This window comes from Mycolicibacterium iranicum (genome assembly GCF_002101705.1).
Taxonomy (GTDB): Bacteria; Actinomycetota; Actinomycetes; order Mycobacteriales; family Mycobacteriaceae; genus Mycobacterium; species Mycobacterium iranicum.
In genome coordinates, this window is sequence record NZ_LQPC01000020.1 from 314,400 (window position 1) to 332,734 (window position 18,335).

Genomic DNA, 18,335 nt, shown 5'->3' on the forward strand with positions numbered 1-18,335 from the left:
AAGACTGTCGGGTCAGTTCTCGAAGGCGCTGCTCGGGAGGGTCGCCGACGAACTGTCCGGGGCCCTCGTAGTCTGACCGTCGATGGCGTTCCACCTCCACCGGGCCGACCGCACCGATCTACTGGCCGACGGCCTCGGCGCACTGCTGGCCGTCCCGCCCGCCGATCCGTTCGCCGAAGACCTCGTCCTGGTGTCGGCGCGCGGCACAGAACGGTGGCTCAGCCAGCGGCTCTCGCACATCCTCGGGGCGAGTTCCGAAGGAGACGGGATCTGCGCCGGTGTGACGTTCCGCCACCCTCGGTCGCTGATCGCCGAACTGACGGGGGCCGTCCATGACGACCCGTGGGCACCGGACGCGATGGTATGGCCCTTGCTCGAGGCGATCGACGACAGCCTCGATCAGCCCTGGTGCGCCGCACTGGCCACCCACCTGGGCCAAGCGGCCACCGGGGAGGAGAAGGAGCTGCGCGCGGGTAGGCGGTACGCGGTCGCCCGTAGGCTTGCCGGCCTGTTCGCGTCCTATGCCAGCCAGCGACCGATGCTGCTCGCCGGCTGGGCCGAGGGCCGCACTGGGGACCTGGATGTCGACCTGAGGTGGCAACCAGAGCTCTACCGCGTCCTGCTCGCCAGGGTGGACGCCGATCCACCACACGTCCGGCATGCGGAAACCATTGCACGACTGCAGGCTTCGCGCAGCGAGTTGCCCGACAGGCTGTCGCTGTTCGGGCACACCCGGCTGCCTGCCACCGAGGTCGAGCTACTCGCGGCGCTGAGCACCCATCACGAACTGCACCTGTGGCTCCCGCATCCCAGCGAGCGCCTGTGGGAATCGCTGCGCTCCGTCGGCGGCATTGTGCCCCGCCGCCACGACACCTCGCACCGCGACGCCGGCCATCCCCTGCTCGCCACGCTCGGCCGAGACCTGCGCGAGCTGCAGCGCGGTCTGCCCGCCGCATTGGAGACCGACGAGTGTCTCGGTTCCGCCGCGCGCCCGGCCACCCTGCTCGGCTGGCTGCAATCCGACATCGCTGCCAACGCCGCACGGCCGCAGGGACGTTCCTTCGATCCGGCGGACCGGTCGGTGCAGGTGCACAGCTGCCACGGTCCGGCGCGCCAGATCGACGTACTGCGGGAGGTGCTGCTCGGTCTGCTCGCCGACGACCCCACACTGGAGCCGCGCGACATCCTTGTCATGTGCCCCGACATCGAGACCTACGCACCGCTGATCGTCGCGGGCTTCGGTCTCGGGGACGTGGTCGCCGGAGCGCATCCCGCCCACCAGCTGCGGGTGAAACTGGCCGACCGCGCACTCACCCAGACCAATCCGCTGCTGGCCGTCGCCCGGGAGCTGCTCGGGCTCGCCGGCGGACGTGCCACTGCCAGCGAGGTTCTCAATCTGGCGGAGGCTCCTCCCGTTCGGCACCGCTTCGGATTCTCCGACGACGACCTCGACGCGATCGGGAACTGGGTGCGTGAGGCCAACATTCGGTGGGGTTTCGACCGCGACCACCGCCATCCGTACGGGGTCGACTTCGTGCAGAACACCTGGCGTTTTGGGATCGACCGGGTGCTGGCCGGTGTCGCGATGTCGGATGACTCGCACGCCTGGCTGGACACCACCCTTCCCCTCGATGACGTGAGCAGCAATCGGGTCGAGCTCGCCGGCCGCCTCGCGGATTACGTCGAGAGCCTGCGGGTCGCCGTCGAATCACTATCGGGGACAGGGCCGTTGAGCGATTGGCTGACCGCTCTGTCCGCTGGCGTGAACGCGCTGACCGCCGTCGCCGACACCGACCTGTGGCAGATCAGCCAGATGGAGCGCGAGTTCGACGCGATCCGCACCGATGCGGGCAGCCGCAGCAACATCATGCTGCGTCTCTCCGATGTCAGGGCGCTACTGGATCGCCACCTCGCGGGACGACCGACACGCGCCAACTTCAGGACCGGCACCCTGACGGTGTGCACGATGGTCCCCATGCGATCGGTGCCGCATCGCGTGGTCTGCCTGGTCGGTCTCGACGACGGCGTCTTCCCCAGATCGGGCGCGATCGACGGTGACGACGTGCTCGCCCGTGAGCCGATGACCGGCGAACGCGACATTCGTTCCGAAGACCGCCAATTGCTGCTCGACGCCATCGGCGCGGCGACCGAGAAGCTGGTGCTCACCTATGCGGGGACCAATGAGTACAGCGGTCAGCGCACGCCGCCCGCCGTGCCGGTGGTGGAGCTGCTCGACGCACTCGATCTCACCACACCGGAGCCCTTGCGCACGCACGTCCTCATCGAACATCCGTTGCAGCCCTTCGATATCGAGAACGTCACCCCGGGGGCGCTCGGTATGCCTGCGGGCGAGCCGTTCACCTTCGACACGACGACGCTCGCCGCGGCCCGGGTCGCGGCCGGTCACCGCGAGCAACGTCCCCACCTTCTCGGTGAGCCGTTGCCCGCGCAGCCGCCCACCGATGTCGCGCTCGACGAGCTCGTCGCGTTCTTCCGCGACCCCGTCAAGGGCTTCTTCCGGGCACTGGATTACACCCTGCCGTGGGATGTCGACGCCATCGACGACGCTATGCCTGTCGACGTCGATGCGTTGCAGGAGTGGAAGATCGGCGACCGGATGCTCGACGACATGCTGCGCGGCATGACGCCCGGTGACGCGCAGCAAGCGGAGTGGCGCCGCGGGTCGCTCCCTCCCGGACGCCTCGGCTGGCGCAGGAGCCAGGAGATCGCGGCGCGCTCGGCCGCCCTGTCCGACGCGGCGCGGCAGCACCGCAACCAAGAGCCGAGGGCGGTCGACATCGACGTCCAGATCGGGCCGCATCGGCGGGTCACCGGCACCGTCCCGGGGCTGTACGGCGAGCGGATGGTGGACGTCACGTACTCCAAACTGGACGGTAGACACCTGCTGGCGTCCTGGATTCGGTTGGTGGCATTGACCGCTCGCCATTCGGGCACGGACTGGCTGGCGGTGTGTATCGGTCGGGGCGGGAGAGGTGCCGAGACGAAACAGCGTGTGCTCGGACCGCCGGAGTCCGCAGCCGATGTGTTGCGCGACCTGGTCGCGATGTACGACGCGGGTCGGCGCGTACCAATTCCGCTGCCGCTCAAGACGTCCTACGCGTGGGCCCAGGCGCGGTACAGCCGCGGCTGGCCGGAACGCGAGGCCCGCTTCAGGTGGAACACGGGCAAGTTCCCCGGTGAGAACTCCCAGCCTGCGCACGAACTCGTCTGGGGTCGGCGTTCCCCGGTCGAGGTCCTGATGACACCGGTGCGGCCCGGAGAGGAGTGCGACGGCGAGAAGACTCGGCTGGGCGCCTACGCCGCACGGCTGTGGCTGCCGATGCTGCATGCTGAGAGGGCCGCAGAGTGACAGGACCCTTCGAAGACACGGAACCTTTCGATCTTCTCGGCCCGCTGCCGGCACCGCGGACCACGACAGTGCTGGAAGCCAGTGCCGGGACAGGCAAGACGTTCGCCCTGGCCGGGCTCGTCACCCGCTACGTCGCCGAAGGTGTGGCGCCCCTGGACCAGATGCTGCTGATCACGTTCGGCCGCGCGGCCAGTCAGGAGCTACGGGAACGGGTGCGCAGCCAGATCCGGGATGCGCTGCGGGCTTTCGACGATCCGGCAACGCCGGCAGACAACGAGATCATTGCGCATCTACTGGCCGGCTCCCCGGAGGAGCGCGCGGAACGTCAGCGGCGGCTGCGTGACGCACTGGCCGGTTTCGACGCCGCGACGATCGCCACCACGCATCAGTTCTGTCAGCTGGTGCTGCGCTCGCTCGGCGTGGCCGGTGACACCGATTCCGGTGTCGAGCTGGTGGAGAGCCTCGACGATCTGGTGGCCGAGATCGTCGACGATGTGTACCTGGCGCATTTCGGGCAGCAGCGAGACGAACCGCTTCTGTCCTACGATGCCGCGCTGAGCCTGGCGCGCGAGGTCGTTGCCAACGCGCACACCGAGCTGAGGCCGCAGGATCCGGCGCCCGGCTTCGATCCCGCGGTACGGGTGCACTTCGCGAGAGCGGTGTGCGCGGAGCTGGAAACGCGCAAGCGCAAGCTCGGGATCCTGCACTACGACGACCTGCTGTCACGGCTGGCCGACGCGCTGGAGGCGCCGAATTCGCCGGCCAGAGCACGGATGCAGCGCCGGTGGTCGATCGTGATGGTCGATGAGTTCCAGGACACCGATCCGGTGCAGTGGCAGGTGATCGACCGCGCATTCAGCGGACGCTCCACGGTGATCCTGATCGGCGATCCCAAGCAGGCGATCTACGCGTTCCGGGGTGGCGACATCGTGACCTACCTGCATGCCGCGTCGACCGCGGGCGTGCGCAAGACCCTCGGCACCAACTACCGCAGCGACGGACCTCTGGTCGACAGCCTGCAGGCCGTCATGCGGGGCGCCCAGCTCGGAGATCCGCGGATCGTCGTACACCACGTCGAGGCGAACCACAGCGAGCACCGTCTCCAGGGCGCGCCGCACAACGCGCCGTTCCGGCTGCGGGTGGTCAACCGGGACCAGTTCGGTACCAGACCCGACCGCGTCATCCCGATCGACAAATTGCGCCAGCACATCCCGACGGACCTCGCGGCAGACGTCAAGGCGCTGCTGGCGAGCGGGGCGACATTCTGCGCAGACACGCTTGAACCCAAGCACGTCGCGGTCATCGTGGAGAGCCACCGCGACGGTCATGCCTGCTTCGACGCACTCACCCGGGCCGGGGTGCCCGCCGTCTACACCGGCGACTCGGATGTGTTCAGCTCCTCCGCTGCCGACGACTGGCTGTGCCTGCTCGAGGCCTTCGATCAGCCGCACCGCTCCGGGTTGGTGCGGGCCGCCGCGACGACGATGTTTTTCGGCAACACCGCTCAAGACCTTGCACAGCAGGGCGATTCGCTGACCGACGAGGTCGCCGAGACGCTACGCAAGTGGGCGGATTTCGCGCGCGAGCGGGGTGTCGCGGCGGTGTTCGCCGCCGCACAGCTGCGCGGCATGGACGAGCGGGTGCTGTCCTGGGTCGACGGCGAGCGGCACATGACCGATCTCGCCCATCTGACCCAGGTGCTGCACGACACCGCCCACCGCGAGCACTTCAGCCTGCCGGCGCTGCGTGACTGGTTGCGCACGCAGCGAGGTGAGCGCGGCGGAACCGTCGAGCGCAACCGGCGCCTGGACAGCGATGCAGCGGCGGTGCAGATCATGACCGTGTGGGTGAGCAAAGGTCTGCAGTTTCCGGTCGTGTACCTGCCGTTCGCGTTCAACCGCAACATCCAGACGCGCGACGTGACGATGTTCCACGACGGGGACACCCGCTGCCTGCACATCGGCGGCGAGCTCAGCCCCGACTTCACGGCGGTGCAGCAGCAGGGTCGGCGTGAGGCCGCCGGAGACGACGTCCGCCTCACCTACGTCGCGATGACCCGCGCACAGTCGCAGGTGGTGGCGTGGTGGGCCCCGTCCAACGACGAACCCAACGGCGGTCTGTCACGACTGCTGCGCGGCCGTGCGCCAGGCGACCCGGTGATACCGGACCGCTGCGATCCCGCACGCATCGACGACCCCGACGCGATGGCTCTGCTGCGCGCATGGGCGGACCGGGGCGGGCCCGTCCTCGAGGAGTCGATCGTCGCCCCCCTGGCGGACATCGAATCACCCGCTCCCCCAGACGAATTAAAAGCGCGACACTTTCATCGCCGTATCGACGCCTCGTGGCGGCGGACGTCCTACTCAGGACTGGTGCGGGCGGCCGACGCCGCGCCGGGTGTCAGCAGCGAACCCGAGGTCGTCGAGCTCGACGACGAGACCGGCGAGGTGCCGCTACCCGAGCCGCCTGCCGATCCCGCGACCCCGGAGGTGCCGTCCCCGATGGGCGAACTGCCGATGGGCGCGACGTTCGGCACGCTGGTTCACGCCGTACTCGAGACGGCCGACCCGCTCGCCACCGACCTTGCGACCGAACTGGAAGCCAGGATCGGCGAGCACTCGCTGTGGTGGCCGGTCGACGTCGCACCGGCCGACCTCGCCGCGGCGTTGGTCCCGATGCACGACACGCCGCTGGGGCCGCTGCTGCCCGGCGTGACGCTGCGCGACATCGGCTTACGAGACCGGTTGCGCGAGTTGGAATTCGAGTTCCCGCTCGCCGGGGGTGACCGGCGCGGCACGGCTCCGGTGATCTCCCTGGCCGATGTCGGCCACCTGCTCGGCGAGCACCTACCCTCCGACGACTTGCTGGCACCCTACGCCGACCGATTGACCGGCAGCGCGCTGGCCACCCAGCCCCTGAAGGGTTACCTGAACGGCTCACTGGACGCGGTGCTGCGCGTCGACGGCCGCTACGTCGTCGTCGACTACAAGACGAACTGGCTGGGCGAGCCGGGGCGGCCGCTGACCGCCGCGGATTACCGGCGGCCACGTCTGGCGGAGGCGATGCTGCACTCCGACTATCCGCTGCAGGCGCTTCTGTACTGCGTTGTGCTGCACCGTTTCCTGAGGTGGCGAGTGCCCGGATACTCACCGCAGGAACACATCGGCGGGGTGTTGTACCTGTTCGTGCGAGGGATGTGCGGTGCGGGCACGCCGGTGGTCGACGGGCATCCGGCGGGGGTCTTCAGCTGGCAGCCACCCGCGATGCTGATCGAGGCGCTCTCCGCTCTGTTGGACGTCGGAGCGGAGGCGGTATGACGATCGACGCCTTTGCCGAACTGTTGGAGCCTGCGGATCTTCATGTGGCACAACGATTGAGCGCGCTGGGCAAAGAAGCCGACGACCGGGTCGCACTCGCCGTCGCGCTGGCGGTGCGGGCGGTGCGGGGCGGGTCGGTCTGTGTGGACCTGCGAGCGATCGCCGAGCAGGTCGGGATGCCGGAGCTGCCCTGGCCCGAACCACGGCGGTGGCGCGACGCCGTCGAGGCCAGCGCGCTGGCCGGCCTGCAGGTGCTACGTCTGTACTCGGACACGACGACGGATCTGCTCTACCTCGATCGCTACTGGCGGGAGGAACAGCAGGTGTGCGACGACGTGTTGGCGCTGTTGGCCGCGCCGCCGCGCACCGCCGTGCCCGACCTCGCCCGTCTGTTCCCCGCCGGATGGGAGGAGCAGCGGGCCGCCGCCGACGCCGCATTGCGGCAACCGCTGACGGTGCTGACCGGCGGGCCGGGCACCGGGAAGACGACGACCGTCGCCCGGCTGCTGGCCGCGATCGCCGAGCAGGCCGACAGCGCAGGTGCCCCTCCGCCGCGGATGGCGCTGGCCGCACCCACCGGAAAGGCCGCTGCCCGGCTCGCCGACGCGGTGGCGGGTGAGGTCGGCAAGCTCGCCGACGTCGATCAGGCCAGGCTCTCGGGGCTGCGGGCGACGACGCTGCACCGGCTGCTCGGCAGCCGCCCGGACACCTCGTCGCGATTCCGTCATCACCGCGGCAACCGCCTCCCCCACGACGTGATCGTGGTCGACGAGACGTCGATGGTGTCGCTGACGATGATGGCCCGGCTGCTGGAAGCGGTGCGCCCCGATGCCCGGCTGTTGTTCGTCGGCGATCCCGATCAGCTCGCCTCCGTCGACGCCGGGGCCGTGCTCGCCGATCTCGTCGAAGGGCTTGGCGGCAACAGGGCGAGCGAAGCGACGGGAAAAAGGCCCAGGGCGAGCGAAGCGACGGGAAATAGATCCGGAGTCGTCGAGCTTCAGACCTCGCACCGCTTCGGGGAGGCAATCGGCGCGCTGGCCCAGGCGATCCGCGCCGGCGACGCCGATGCCACCGTCGATCTGCTGCGTGGGGGCGGAGACGCGGTCGCGTGGCTCGACACCGATGACCCGTCCGACGCCCTGCGTGAGCCACTGGCCGAGCGGGCGGCTGCGCTGCGGGAGGCCGCGCTCCTCGGCGACGCCGGGTCGGCCCTGGCCATCCTGGACACGCACCGGCTGCTGTGCGCGCATCGCAACGGCCCCTACGGGGTGACGCAGTGGAATCGCCGGGTGGAACGCTGGCTCTCGGACCGAACAGGGCAGTCGATGTGGTCGCAGTGGTACCCCGGCAGGCCGCTGCTGGTCACCGCCAATGACTACGGGCTGGGCGTCTACAACGGCGACACGGGCGTCGTCGTCGCGGCGCCGGAGGGGCTGCGGGCGCACATCGGTGCGCTGCAGTTCGCGCCGGGGCGCCTGGGCGAGGTCGACACGATGTTCGCGATGACGATCCACAAGAGCCAGGGCAGTCAAGCCGACGAGGTGACGGTGCTGATGCCGCCCGCGGATTCCCGATTGCTGACCCGCGAGCTGTTCTACACCGCCGTCACCCGGGCCAAGAAACGCGTCCAGGTCGTCGGCACCGAGGCATCGGTGCGCGCCGCGGTCGGCCGCCGCGCCACCCGCGCTTCCGGCCTGGCCCGGCGCTTGGCCTCCCGGTAGTTTCGCCGAAACTGCATTCCACGCGGCCCGTTCTCGAACTTCTTCGCCGCCAGTGCAGTCTCGGCGGGCCGCCAGAAATGATTTTGCGGTCTTGGCGGTTTAAACCGTTGTCAGAACCGCGCGATTCGCTCCACGGCTCCGACCCGAACAAGGGAAGAGCAGGAAACCACTCATGAAGTACCTCACCATCGCCACCGGCATTGCTGCCGGACTCGCTGCCGCGGCCTTCGGGCTGGCCGGTGCCGCGAGTGCGGGGCCGTCAGGTCCCGGGAGCGCGAGCGAGACCATCAGCCAGCTCGAAAAGCTGGGCAATCGGGTCATCGTCGACCGGTTGTCGGACGTCCCGCTGCAGGAGGCCTCGGTGGTCTCCGTGCGCACGGGCGCCGATGTCCGGGAAATGGCCTGGGACGCCGACAGCGCCGGGGCGGAGGGCCTCGTCTACGTCGCCGTCCGCTAGTACGCCACGCAGAAGGGGCGTCCCGCAAATGCGGGGCGCCCTTTCCGCATTTTCCCGCATTTTCCCGCCCGAACTATCCATGTAACGAATCTCCGGGACGACGACACCATTCAGCGGTATCCGAATACACCAGAAAGAGGACGGACCGCCATGAACATCATGCCCACCCGCAAGACCATCGCCGCAGCGGCCGGGTTGGCCGCCGCTGCGGCCGTCATCGGTTTCGCCGCCCCGGCGGCCGCCGCCCCGATGGGCGGCGCCGTCTCCACGATCAGCATGCTGGAGGCCGAAGGCAACCGCGTCCTCATCCACCGGCTGTCCGCGACGCCGTTGGACCAGGCCGAAGTCGTCCGCATCACCCGCGGCCCGGCGGTCCGAGGAACCGTTATGGATGAATTCAGCAACCGGACCTACCAGCAGACGATCACCGGTTACGTGTACTACGTCAGCGTGCGCTGAAGCATCGCCATCCGCCGAGACTGCGTCACCGATGCGGTCTCGGCGGATCCGCATGTTCCGATCGTCACCGAACAGTCGCTATTTTGTCGGTGAGCCGATAGCCGTTCACGACCACATCGGAGAGATCGTTGGCACATGCGAGTTGACGGGCGGGACGTCGCTGTCTCAGGCAACCTGCTCCAGCCGCTGACCCGACGCACCAATGACATCGTGCGGCTGTCACTTGCCGGGTTGTTCCTGGTCGTCATCGTCACCAGCTCGCTGATCACCCGAAACGAGTGGGACGCGCTGGAGCGTTCGATCTCCGGAATCGTCGGAGTGCTCAGCCCGACGCAATCGAACACCGTCTATCTCATCTACGGCATCGCCATTCTCGGATTGCCGTTCTTCATCCTGATCGGTCTGGTCCTCGCGCGGCAGTGGAAACTGCTGGGCGCCTACGCCGCAGCCGGAATTCTCGCCATTCTGGCGTTGTCGATCACGGGAAATGGCATCGCCGCGCCGCGCTGGCATTTCGACCTGACCGAGCGGCTCGACACGCTGCTGTCGCAATTCCTCGACGACCCGCGGTGGATCGCGATGCTGGCGGCGGTGCTGACGGTGTCGGGACCGTGGTTGCCCGCGCGATGGCGACATTGGTGGTGGGCGCTGTTGCTGGCATTCGTGCCGATCCACCTGGTCGTCAGCGCGGTCGTCCCGGCTCGGTCGCTGCTCGGCCTGGCGGTCGGGTGGTTTGTCGGTGCACTGGTCGTACTTGTCAGCGGTACCCCGGCGCTGGAGGTTCCCCTCGACGGGGCGGTCCGCGCGATCACCCGCCGGGGTTTCCCGGTGTCCGCGCTGCAGGTGGTCCGTCCCGCAGGCCAGGGGCCGATGGTCCTGACTGCCACCCAGGACGGGCCAGACGGCGAGAGCGCGATCGTCGAACTGTACGGACCGCATCAGCGCGGGGGCGGCTTCCTGCGCCAGTTCTGGCGCAAGCTGCGGCTGCGCGACAGCGAAACCGCGCCGATCCAGCCGTCGATGCGCCGCGCGGTCGAGCACCGCGCGCTGATGGCGCTGGCCGTCGGCAACCTGGGGATGGCCAACACGTCTCCGATCGCGGTGGCCACACTGGACCGCGGCTGGACGGTGTACGCGCACAAGCCCGCCCGTGGAACCCCGATCGAGGGCTGCGCCGAGGACATTCCGGTGAGCCGGGTCTGGGATTCGCTGGGGGTGCTGCACAGTCAGCAGATCTCGCACGGCGATCTGCGCGGCACCGAGATCACCGTCGTCGACGGCACACCGGTGTTCGGCGGCTTCAGCAGCGCCGAGTACGGCGCGTCGGACGCGCACCTGCACACCGACGTCGCCCAGCTGCTCATCACGTCGGCCGACCTCTACGGCGCTCCGAAGGCCGTCGCGGCGGCCATCACCGTCTTCGGTAACGACGTCGTGCTCGCGGCGTCGCGCCGGTTGACGAAAGCCGCTGTGCCCAAACGCGTTCGGGACTCGGTGCGCGACGCGGGCACCGCGATGGCCACTCTCCGGGACGAGGTCAAGCAGCAAACCGGCGCCGATCAGATCAAGACGGCGACGATCACCCGCTTCACCAGGAGCCAGCTGATCCAGATCGTGCTGCTGGTCGCGCTCGTCTACGTCGCATACCCGTTCATCAGCTCGGTGCCGGTGTTCTTCTCCGAGCTGCAGTCGGCGAACTGGTGGTGGGCGCTGGCCGGGCTGCTCGTCTCAGCGCTGAAGTACCTGGGTGCGGCGGCGGCGCTGTGGGCGTGCGCGGACGGGATGGTCGGTTTCTGGACGTTGTCGGTCATGCAGGTGGCCAACACGTTCGCCGCCACGACGACGCCTGCGGGCGTCGGGGGCCTCGCGCTGAGCACCAGGTTCCTGCAGAAGGGTGGGCTCGGCGCGCTGCGGGCCACCACCGCCGTGGCGATGCAGCAGTCGGTGCAGGTGATCACCCACATCACGCTGCTGATCATCTTCAGCACCGTCGCGGGCGCATCGGCGGATCTGTCGCGTTTCGTACCGGACGCGACGGTGATCTATCTGATCGCCGGCGTGGTGCTCGGCGCGATCGGCATCTCGCTGTTCGTGCCGAAGCTGCGGCACTGGCTGGGCACCGCGGTAAGGCCGAAGCTCAAGGAGGTTCTCGACGACCTGGTGCTGCTGGCGCGCGAGCCCAAAAGGCTGGCGATCATCATCGTGGGTTGTGCGACAACAACTCTCGGATCGGCTCTGGCGCTGTGGGCGAGCATTGAGGCCTTCGGCGGGGATGCCAGCTTCATCACCGTCACGATCGTGACGATGGTCGGCGGAACGTTGGCCTCGGCCGCTCCGACCCCCGGCGGTGTCGGCGCCGTGGAAGCGGCGCTGATCGGTGGGCTCGCGGCCTTCGGCGTGCCCGCCGCGGTGGCGGTGCCCTCGGTGCTGCTGTACCGGATTCTGACCTGCTGGCTGCCGGTGTTCCTCGGCTGGCCGATCATGCGGTGGCTCACCAACAAAGAGATGGTCTGAGCACCCTTCCGCACCGCGAACTCCGCACCGCGAGCTCCGCACCGCGAGCGCGCGCGTCTGCTCGGCGAGCCCCGCACCGCGAGCGCGCGCGTCTGCTCGGCGACACGCCGCAATCTTTGGCATTTCGCGCACCCTCGCCGCGAACGAGCGCGCGCAGCGGACCAAAGAATCGGCGTGACGCAAACCGGTGACCGCTCCAGCGGCGGCGGGGAAGATTTCGTGGTGACTCATGCGATCAAACTGCACTGGTTCCTCCCGACCTACGGTGACAGCCGGCTGATCGTCGGCGGCGGTCACGGCACACCGGCAGGCGCGGCACGTGGCGATCGCGACGCATCGATCGACTACCTCGCATCCATCGTGCGCGCCGCCGAGACGTTCGGCTTCACCGGTGCACTGATTCCGACGGGCGCCTGGTGTGAGGACGCCTTCATCACCGCTGCGCTGTTGGCAAGAGAGACAACGTCACTTGGTTTCCTGGTGGCATTCCGGCCCGGCCTCGTCAGCCCCACGCTCTCCGCCCAGATGGCGGCCACCTTCGCGCGGCACGCCCCGGGCCGGATCCTGCTCAACGTGGTGATCGGCGGCGAGGCACACGAGCAGCGCGCGTTCGGCGACCACCTCGACAAGGACAGCCGATACGCCCGCGCCGACGAATTTCTCGACGTCGTGCGCCGGCTGTGGGACGGCCAGACGGTCTCGCGCGACGGCGAGCACATAAAGGTCGAGAACGCCTCGCTGGCGACACTGCCGAACCCGGTGCCGCCGTTGTACTTCGGCGGCAGCTCCGCCGCCGCCGGCCCGGTGGCGGCGCGCCACGCCGACGTCTACCTGACCTGGGGTGAGCCCCCGGCCGCCGTGGCCCAGAAGATCGACTGGATCCGCAGGCTGGCGGCCAAGCAAGGCAGGAAGCCACGCTTCGGGATCAGGCTCCACGTGATCGCCCGCGATTCCTCCACCGCGGCGTGGGCGGAGGCGAACCGACTGATCGGCGCCCTCGATGAGGAGACGGTGCGCAATGCGCAGGAAGGGCTGAGCCGCAGCCAATCCGAAGGCCAGAAGCGCATGCTCGCTCTCCACGAGCAGCATCGCGCGAACGGAAGCTGGCACGACGCCCGCTCCCTGGAGATCGCGCCGAACCTGTGGGCGGGCGTGGGCCTGGTGCGCGGCGGCGCCGGCACCGCACTGGTGGGCAGCCACACCGAGGTCGCCGACCGCATCGCCGAGTACGCCGAGGTCGGTATCGACGAATTCATCTTCTCCGGCTATCCGCACCTTGAGGAGCTGTTCTGGCTCGGCGAGGGAGTGGTGCCGCTGTTACGGGAACGAGGCCTGTACGCCCCTGATGCGAAAGCCGTTGCAAAGTCCTCGATCCCGTTCGTGGGCGCGACGCGCTGACGATCTCAGTCAATTGCGCAAGGTAGCGCCTTGATTCCGTGAACGAATACCGACCGCAGCGGATCCGGCGGTGCGGTGGTGTGCAGATTCGGGAATGCCGCCAGTAGCTTGCCCAGCACTACCCGGATCTCCATTCGTGCTAGGCCCGCACCCAGACAGAAATGCGGGCCCCCTGCACCGAAGGCGACGTGGTCGCGGGCGTTCTCACGGTTGATGTCGAAGCGGGCCGGATCCACGAAGACGCCGGGATCGTGATTCGCGGCCAGGTACCACACCACCACCTTGTCTCCGGCGGGAATGACGTGCTCGCCGAGCTGGACATCGACGGTGGCGTTGCGGCGCATGTGCAGCACCGGCGAGGACCAGCGCAGCACCTCCTCGATGGCGTTGGCGGCTTGGCCGTCGAAGTCGCCGGCCAGCGCGTGCTTCTGCTCCGGGTGCCGGCTCAGCAGATGCATCGCCCACGTCAATCCGGTACGTGTGGTGTCGTTGCCCGCCGCGGCCAGCAAGATGACGAATGACCCGAACTCTGTTGCTGTCAGGCGCTTTCCGTCGACTTCGGCATGCATCAGATGCGAGGTGATGTCGTCACCGGGGTTCTGCCGCCGGCTTCGGCCCAGGTCGATGGTGTATTCGAAGAACTCCGCGACGGCCCGCAAGCTGGTGTCGACGTCGCTGACCTGTCCATCATTGACGCCGAGGATGAGATCGATCAGTTCCCGGAGCGCGGGACGGTCGCTGACGGGGATGCCCAACAGGTCGGCGATCACCTGGAAGGGCAGATTGGCGCCGACGGTTTCGACGAAGTCGAATTCGCGCCGCTCCCTGATTGTTTTCACGATCTCGGTTGCAAGCTCACCGACGTAGTCCGTCATCTGCCGGATCGCCCTGGGCGAGAACGCGACCTGCACCAGTCGGCGGTACTGCTGATGCTTGGGGTCATCCATGGCGATGATCGAGCCGAGCACCTCCAGCAGTTCGGGCGGCATGTCGTCCAGCGAGAAACCCCGCGTGCTGGTGAAACTCGCCGGATCCCGGGTCACCGCGCGTACCGCGGCGTGGGACGTGACCGACCAGAAGCCGGCTCCCGACCGCTGCGGAATGAACTCGACCCCGTCGCTGCGCTCGCGCATCACAGCGAATGCGGAGAGGCGTGTGTCGATGTCGCTGTCCCAGAACGGGCTGAGAACCGACGGATCGGTGGGGCATTCGATCCGAGGTGTTGACTCCATACTTTAAAGTATGGCACATGGGCGGTCGCCAATTTCTCAGCGCTTCCGTTAATAAAGACTGTTTGCCGAAATCGAAGTTCTGTACGGAAACGTATGTTGTACTGACGCGACGCGTTCAGCTCAGTGATCGAGGGGCGGCCATGCAGTCCATCGCGCGAACAGGCCAACTCCGCCGACGTATCGACGGATCGGAGCGGCCGTGACCCGCTCCTACCGACTGGCGGGGGCGCTCCTCGTCATCGTGGCCGTTGCCGTAATGACGCTGATCTACCTCCAGTTTCGGGGAGCATTGACGCCATCGGTCCAGCTGACGGTGCTCGCGCCGCGCGCGGGCCTGGTGCTCGATCCCGGGTCCAAGGTCACCCTCGACGGTGTACCGATCGGGCGGGTCACGCGCGTGGAGCTGATCAGCGACGAAGAAGTCCCGTCCGCACGCATCCTGGTCGACGTCGAACCGAAGTACCTCCCGGTCCTTCCTGTCAACGTCGAGACGACGATCACTGCGTCGACAGTCTTCGGCAACAAGTACGTGTCGTTCCGCTCGCCCCGCGATCCTCAGCGTCCTGTCACCTCGTCGGACGTGCTGCAGGTCGCGTCCGGCTCGGTGACTACCGAGTTCAACTCCCTCTTCGAGGCGGTCACCGATATCGCCGAAAAGGTGGACCCCATCGAGCTCAACATGACGCTGAAGGCGACGGCCACCGCCCTGACCGGTCTGGGCGATGACTTCGGTCGGTCCCTCATCGACGCCAATTCGGTTCTTGGCAGGGTGAATCCGAGAATGCCGCAACTGCGACAGGATATCGATCGGCTCGCCGACCTCGCCGAGATCTACCAGGGTGCCGCGCAACCTCTGCTCGACGGACTGCGGGACGCGCTGGTCACCGTCCGCACGCTCGACGACGAACAAGACAGTCTCGATGCCGCGCTGTTGGCCACGCTGGGATTCGCGGAGTCGGGCGCCGACACTGTCGAACGCTCCACACCGTTTCTGGTGCGAGGTCAGACAGACCTCACGTCCACCGCGGAGCTTTTGGACGAGTATTCCCCCGCCCTGTTCTGCACCATCCGCAACTATCACGACGTGGCACCGAAAGTCTCTGCGGCCCTGGGGAAGAACGGCTACGCCGCGGTGACGTCCACTGAGCTTCTCGGCGGTGCTGCACCGTACGTCTACCCCGACAACCTGCCTCGTACCAACGCCAGGGGCGGGCCGGGCGGCGCCCCGGGCTGCTGGCAGCCCATCACCCGCGACTTGTGGCCGGCACCCGCACTGGTCATGGACACGGGAGCATCGGTGGCCCCCTACAACCACTTCGAACTGGGACAGCCTCTGCTCAACGAGTATGTGTGGGGCCGCCAGGTCGGTGAGTACACGGTCAACCCATGAAGCTTCGGCACACCGCGGTCAGACTCGGCGCCGCCTCACTGGTCCTGTTGACCTTCACCGCGTTGATCATCGTGGTCTTCGGTCAGTTGCGGTTCGATCGCACGCACACCTATTTCGCAAAGTTCAGCAATGCCAGCGGAATCCGGCCCGGTCAGTTCGTCCGTGCCGCCGGAGTCGAGGTCGGCAAGGTCGGCGAGATCCACCTCGACGCAGACGGTCACACCATCGTCGTCGCGTTCGACGTCGACGAGTCCCTGCCCATCGATGACGGGACGCGGGCGCGCATCCGCTACGCCGACCTCATCGGCAACCGCTTCCTCGAACTCGAACAGGGACCCATCGACATACCGGCCGCACCGCTGATGCCCGGCGGGGTCATCCCCGTGGAACGCACCCAACCCGCGCTCGACCTCGACGCACTCATCGGCGGCTTCGAACCCCTCTTCAAATCCCTTGACCCGAATAAGGTCAACACCATCGCCCAATCACTGATCACCGTCTTCCAAGGGCAGGGCGGCACGATCAACGACATCCTCACCCAGGCCGCGCAACTGACGCAGACTCTCGCGCAGCGCGATCGCGTCATCGGCGAGGTCATCACCAACCTGAACGTATTGCTTCAGACCACCGCACGGCATCAGCAGGACCTCGACGGGATGGTGGTCGATCTGCGCAATCTGGTCGCCGGACTCAACGAACGCGGAGACGACATCGCGGCGGGAGTCGCCGACATCGGAGATACCGCCGGAACCCTCGCTGATCTGCTCGCCGACAACCGTCCCGTCCTGCAGAGCACGGTGTCGAAACTCAAGACGGTGCAGGAGCCGCTCGTCAACCAGACCGAGGAGTTCGCGGATCTGCTGAACCGATTGCCGGACGCGCTGGCGATACTCGCCCGGTCTGGCGGGATCTACGGCGACTTCTTCAACTTCTACCTCTGCGACGCCAGCCTGAAGCTCAACGGTCTGCAACCCGGTGGCCCCGTCCGCACCGTCAAGCTGCTCGGCCAGCCCTCGGGGCGGTGTACGCCGAAATGAGAACACTCTCCTCGGGCAAGCTCGTCCGCACCGGATTCATGGGCATCGTGATCACCGCGCTGGTGACCGGTGTCGGTCAGAGCATCACCACAGTGCCGATGTTGTTCGCCACCCCCGAGTATTTCGGCCAGTTCAGCGAGAGCGGCGGGCTCCACACCGGAGACACTGTGCGGCTCAACGGGATGGATGTGGGGTCGGTGTCGTCGGTCAAGGTCGACGGTGACCGCGTCCGTGTCGGATTCACGCTGGGAGCGACGACTGTCGGCACCGACAGCCGCGTGAGTATCCGCACCGACACCATCCTGGGCAAGAAGACTTTGGAGATCGAACCGCGCGGCTCGAACCGGCTCAGAGCCAACGCCACGCTGCCGCTTCAGCAGAGCACCACGCCGTACCAGATCTACGACGCTTTCGATGACCTCACCCGCTCCACTGCCGGCTGGGACATCGACAGCCTCAAGGAGTCGCTGAACGTGCTGTCGGAGACCATCACGGCCACCGCGCCGGACCTGTCGGCCGCCCTTCGAGGTGTTGCCGAGTTCTCCGACACCATCGGCACCCGTGACGATCAGCTCAACGATCTGCTGGCCAACGCCGATCAGGTCGCCACCGTGCTTGGCAATCGCAGCGACAACATCAATCAGCTGGTCCTCAACGCTCAGGCTCTGCTGGCGAAATTCAATTCCCGCCAATCCGATATCGACGCGTTGCTGGGCAATGTCGTCGCCGTTTCCACGCAGGTGTCGGGTCTCATCGACGACAATCCCAATCTGAACGCGGTACTGGTGCAATTGCGCACTCTCTCTGAGACTTTGGTGGCGAACAAGACGAAGCTGACGCAGACGTTGGCGACGGTCGACAGGTTCGTCGGTGCGATCTCCGAGGCGGTGGCGTCGGGCCCGTACTTCAAGGTGATGGTGGCCAACCTGATCCCGGGCCAGATCCTGCAACCGTTCATCGACGCCGCCTTCAAAAAGCGCGGGATAGACCCCCAGAAGTTCTGGGGTGATGCGGGCCTGCCTGCCTTCCGATTTCCCGACCCCAACGGACAAGGCTTCCCCAACGGCGCACCGCCTCCCTCTCCAGCGCCGCTCGAAGGCATCCCCGAATTCCCCGGGCCCGCAGTGGAGAAGGGCTCACCGTGCTCCTACACACCCGCACTCGGCGCGCTGCCGACTCCCGACGATCCCCTCCCCTGCAGTCGGGAAACGATGGGACCCTTCGGCGACAACCCCTACGGCCCCAACTACGGCCCGCCCCGAGTCGCTGTCACGGATCCGCAGCCCGAACGTGCGCCTGCGCCGGGGATTCCGGCCGCCGCAGCACCCGGCCAGGCGACGCCGGTTGTGCCCGGCACGACGGTGCCGCTTCCCGACGCGCCCCCCGGCGCGCGGACCGTGCCTACGGCGCCCACGCCCGCACAGGTCGGACAGTGACATG

The 18,335-nt window shown here is 67.7% G+C and carries 11 protein-coding genes; 10 read left to right on the top strand and 1 reads right to left on the bottom strand.

The window, feature by feature from the left end; genetic code table 11:
* Positions 1 to 82 precede the first annotated feature (82 nt).
* The 7 genes from recC (at position 83) to AWC12_RS06655 (ending at position 13,236) form a co-directional block, all read left to right on the top strand.
* On the top strand, positions 83 to 3,370 hold the full coding sequence (recC, locus tag AWC12_RS06625) for an exodeoxyribonuclease V subunit gamma (protein WP_085173077.1): 3,288 nt from the start codon (positions 83 to 85) through the stop codon (positions 3,368 to 3,370).
* Positions 3,367 to 6,687, top strand: coding sequence for an exodeoxyribonuclease V subunit beta (gene recB, locus AWC12_RS06630; protein WP_085173079.1), 3,321 nt, complete (start codon positions 3,367 to 3,369; stop codon positions 6,685 to 6,687). Before recC ends, recB begins: the two co-directional genes overlap by 4 nt.
* Positions 6,684 to 8,408, top strand: coding sequence for an exodeoxyribonuclease V subunit alpha (gene recD, locus AWC12_RS06635; RefSeq protein ID WP_085173081.1), 1,725 nt, complete (start codon positions 6,684 to 6,686; stop codon positions 8,406 to 8,408). Before recB ends, recD begins: the two co-directional genes overlap by 4 nt.
* A 172-nt stretch (positions 8,409 to 8,580) precedes the next feature.
* Positions 8,581 to 8,865: a hypothetical protein gene (locus tag AWC12_RS06640; RefSeq protein ID WP_024444980.1), complete on the top strand. Its 285-nt coding sequence runs from the start codon at positions 8,581 to 8,583 to the stop codon at positions 8,863 to 8,865.
* A 150-nt stretch (positions 8,866 to 9,015) separates the two neighbouring features.
* Positions 9,016 to 9,324: a hypothetical protein gene (locus tag AWC12_RS06645; protein WP_234813850.1), complete on the top strand. Its 309-nt coding sequence runs from the start codon at positions 9,016 to 9,018 to the stop codon at positions 9,322 to 9,324.
* 135 nt (positions 9,325 to 9,459) lie between these two features.
* Positions 9,460 to 11,838: a lysylphosphatidylglycerol synthase transmembrane domain-containing protein gene (locus tag AWC12_RS06650; protein WP_024444982.1), complete on the top strand. Its 2,379-nt coding sequence runs from the start codon at positions 9,460 to 9,462 to the stop codon at positions 11,836 to 11,838.
* Between the two features lie 222 nt (positions 11,839 to 12,060).
* Positions 12,061 to 13,236 (top strand): LLM class flavin-dependent oxidoreductase, encoded by a 1,176-nt coding sequence (locus AWC12_RS06655; protein ID WP_085173148.1) that lies wholly within the window; start codon positions 12,061 to 12,063, stop codon positions 13,234 to 13,236.
* A 5-nt stretch (positions 13,237 to 13,241) separates the two neighbouring features.
* Here the strand turns inward: AWC12_RS06655 and AWC12_RS06660 are convergent, their stop codons facing one another.
* Positions 13,242 to 14,468: a cytochrome P450 gene (locus AWC12_RS06660; protein WP_085173082.1), complete on the bottom strand. Its 1,227-nt coding sequence runs from the start codon at positions 14,466 to 14,468 to the stop codon at positions 13,242 to 13,244.
* A 199-nt stretch (positions 14,469 to 14,667) separates the two neighbouring features.
* Between AWC12_RS06660 and AWC12_RS06665 the strand changes: the two genes are divergently transcribed.
* The 3 genes from AWC12_RS06665 to AWC12_RS06675 are packed head-to-tail and all read left to right on the top strand — an operon-like array spanning position 14,668 to position 18,331.
* Entirely contained in the window at positions 14,668 to 15,858 is a 1,191-nt protein-coding gene (locus AWC12_RS06665) for an MCE family protein (RefSeq protein ID WP_234813851.1), read from the top strand.
* Complete coding sequence (locus AWC12_RS06670; RefSeq protein WP_085173083.1) at positions 15,855 to 16,895, top strand: virulence factor Mce family protein; 1,041 nt, start codon at positions 15,855 to 15,857, stop codon at positions 16,893 to 16,895. The genes AWC12_RS06665 and AWC12_RS06670 overlap by 4 nt, the downstream gene beginning before the upstream one ends.
* A complete protein-coding gene (locus AWC12_RS06675) occupies positions 16,892 to 18,331 on the top strand; it encodes an MCE family protein (RefSeq protein ID WP_085173152.1) in 1,440 nt (479 codons plus the stop codon). The genes AWC12_RS06670 and AWC12_RS06675 overlap by 4 nt, the downstream gene beginning before the upstream one ends.
* Positions 18,332 to 18,335: the final 4 nt, after the last annotated feature.

What these genes read in the sequence shown, in the direction of transcription:
- AWC12_RS06670 (WP_085173083.1), top strand. Translation starts at nt 15,855, where the DNA reads ATGAAGCTTCGGCACACCGCGGTCAGACTCGGCGCCGCCTCACTGGTC.
- recC (WP_085173077.1), top strand. Translation starts at nt 83, where the DNA reads ATGGCGTTCCACCTCCACCGGGCCGACCGCACCGATCTACTGGCCGAC.
- recD (WP_085173081.1), top strand. Translation starts at nt 6,684, where the DNA reads ATGACGATCGACGCCTTTGCCGAACTGTTGGAGCCTGCGGATCTTCAT.
- AWC12_RS06675 (WP_085173152.1), top strand. Translation starts at nt 16,892, where the DNA reads ATGAGAACACTCTCCTCGGGCAAGCTCGTCCGCACCGGATTCATGGGC.
- AWC12_RS06650 (WP_024444982.1), top strand. Translation starts at nt 9,460, where the DNA reads ATGCGAGTTGACGGGCGGGACGTCGCTGTCTCAGGCAACCTGCTCCAG.
- AWC12_RS06640 (WP_024444980.1), top strand. Translation starts at nt 8,581, where the DNA reads ATGAAGTACCTCACCATCGCCACCGGCATTGCTGCCGGACTCGCTGCC.
- AWC12_RS06645 (WP_234813850.1), top strand. Translation starts at nt 9,016, where the DNA reads ATGAACATCATGCCCACCCGCAAGACCATCGCCGCAGCGGCCGGGTTG.
- AWC12_RS06660 (WP_085173082.1), bottom strand. Translation starts at nt 14,468, where the DNA reads ATGGAGTCAACACCTCGGATCGAATGCCCCACCGATCCGTCGGTTCTC.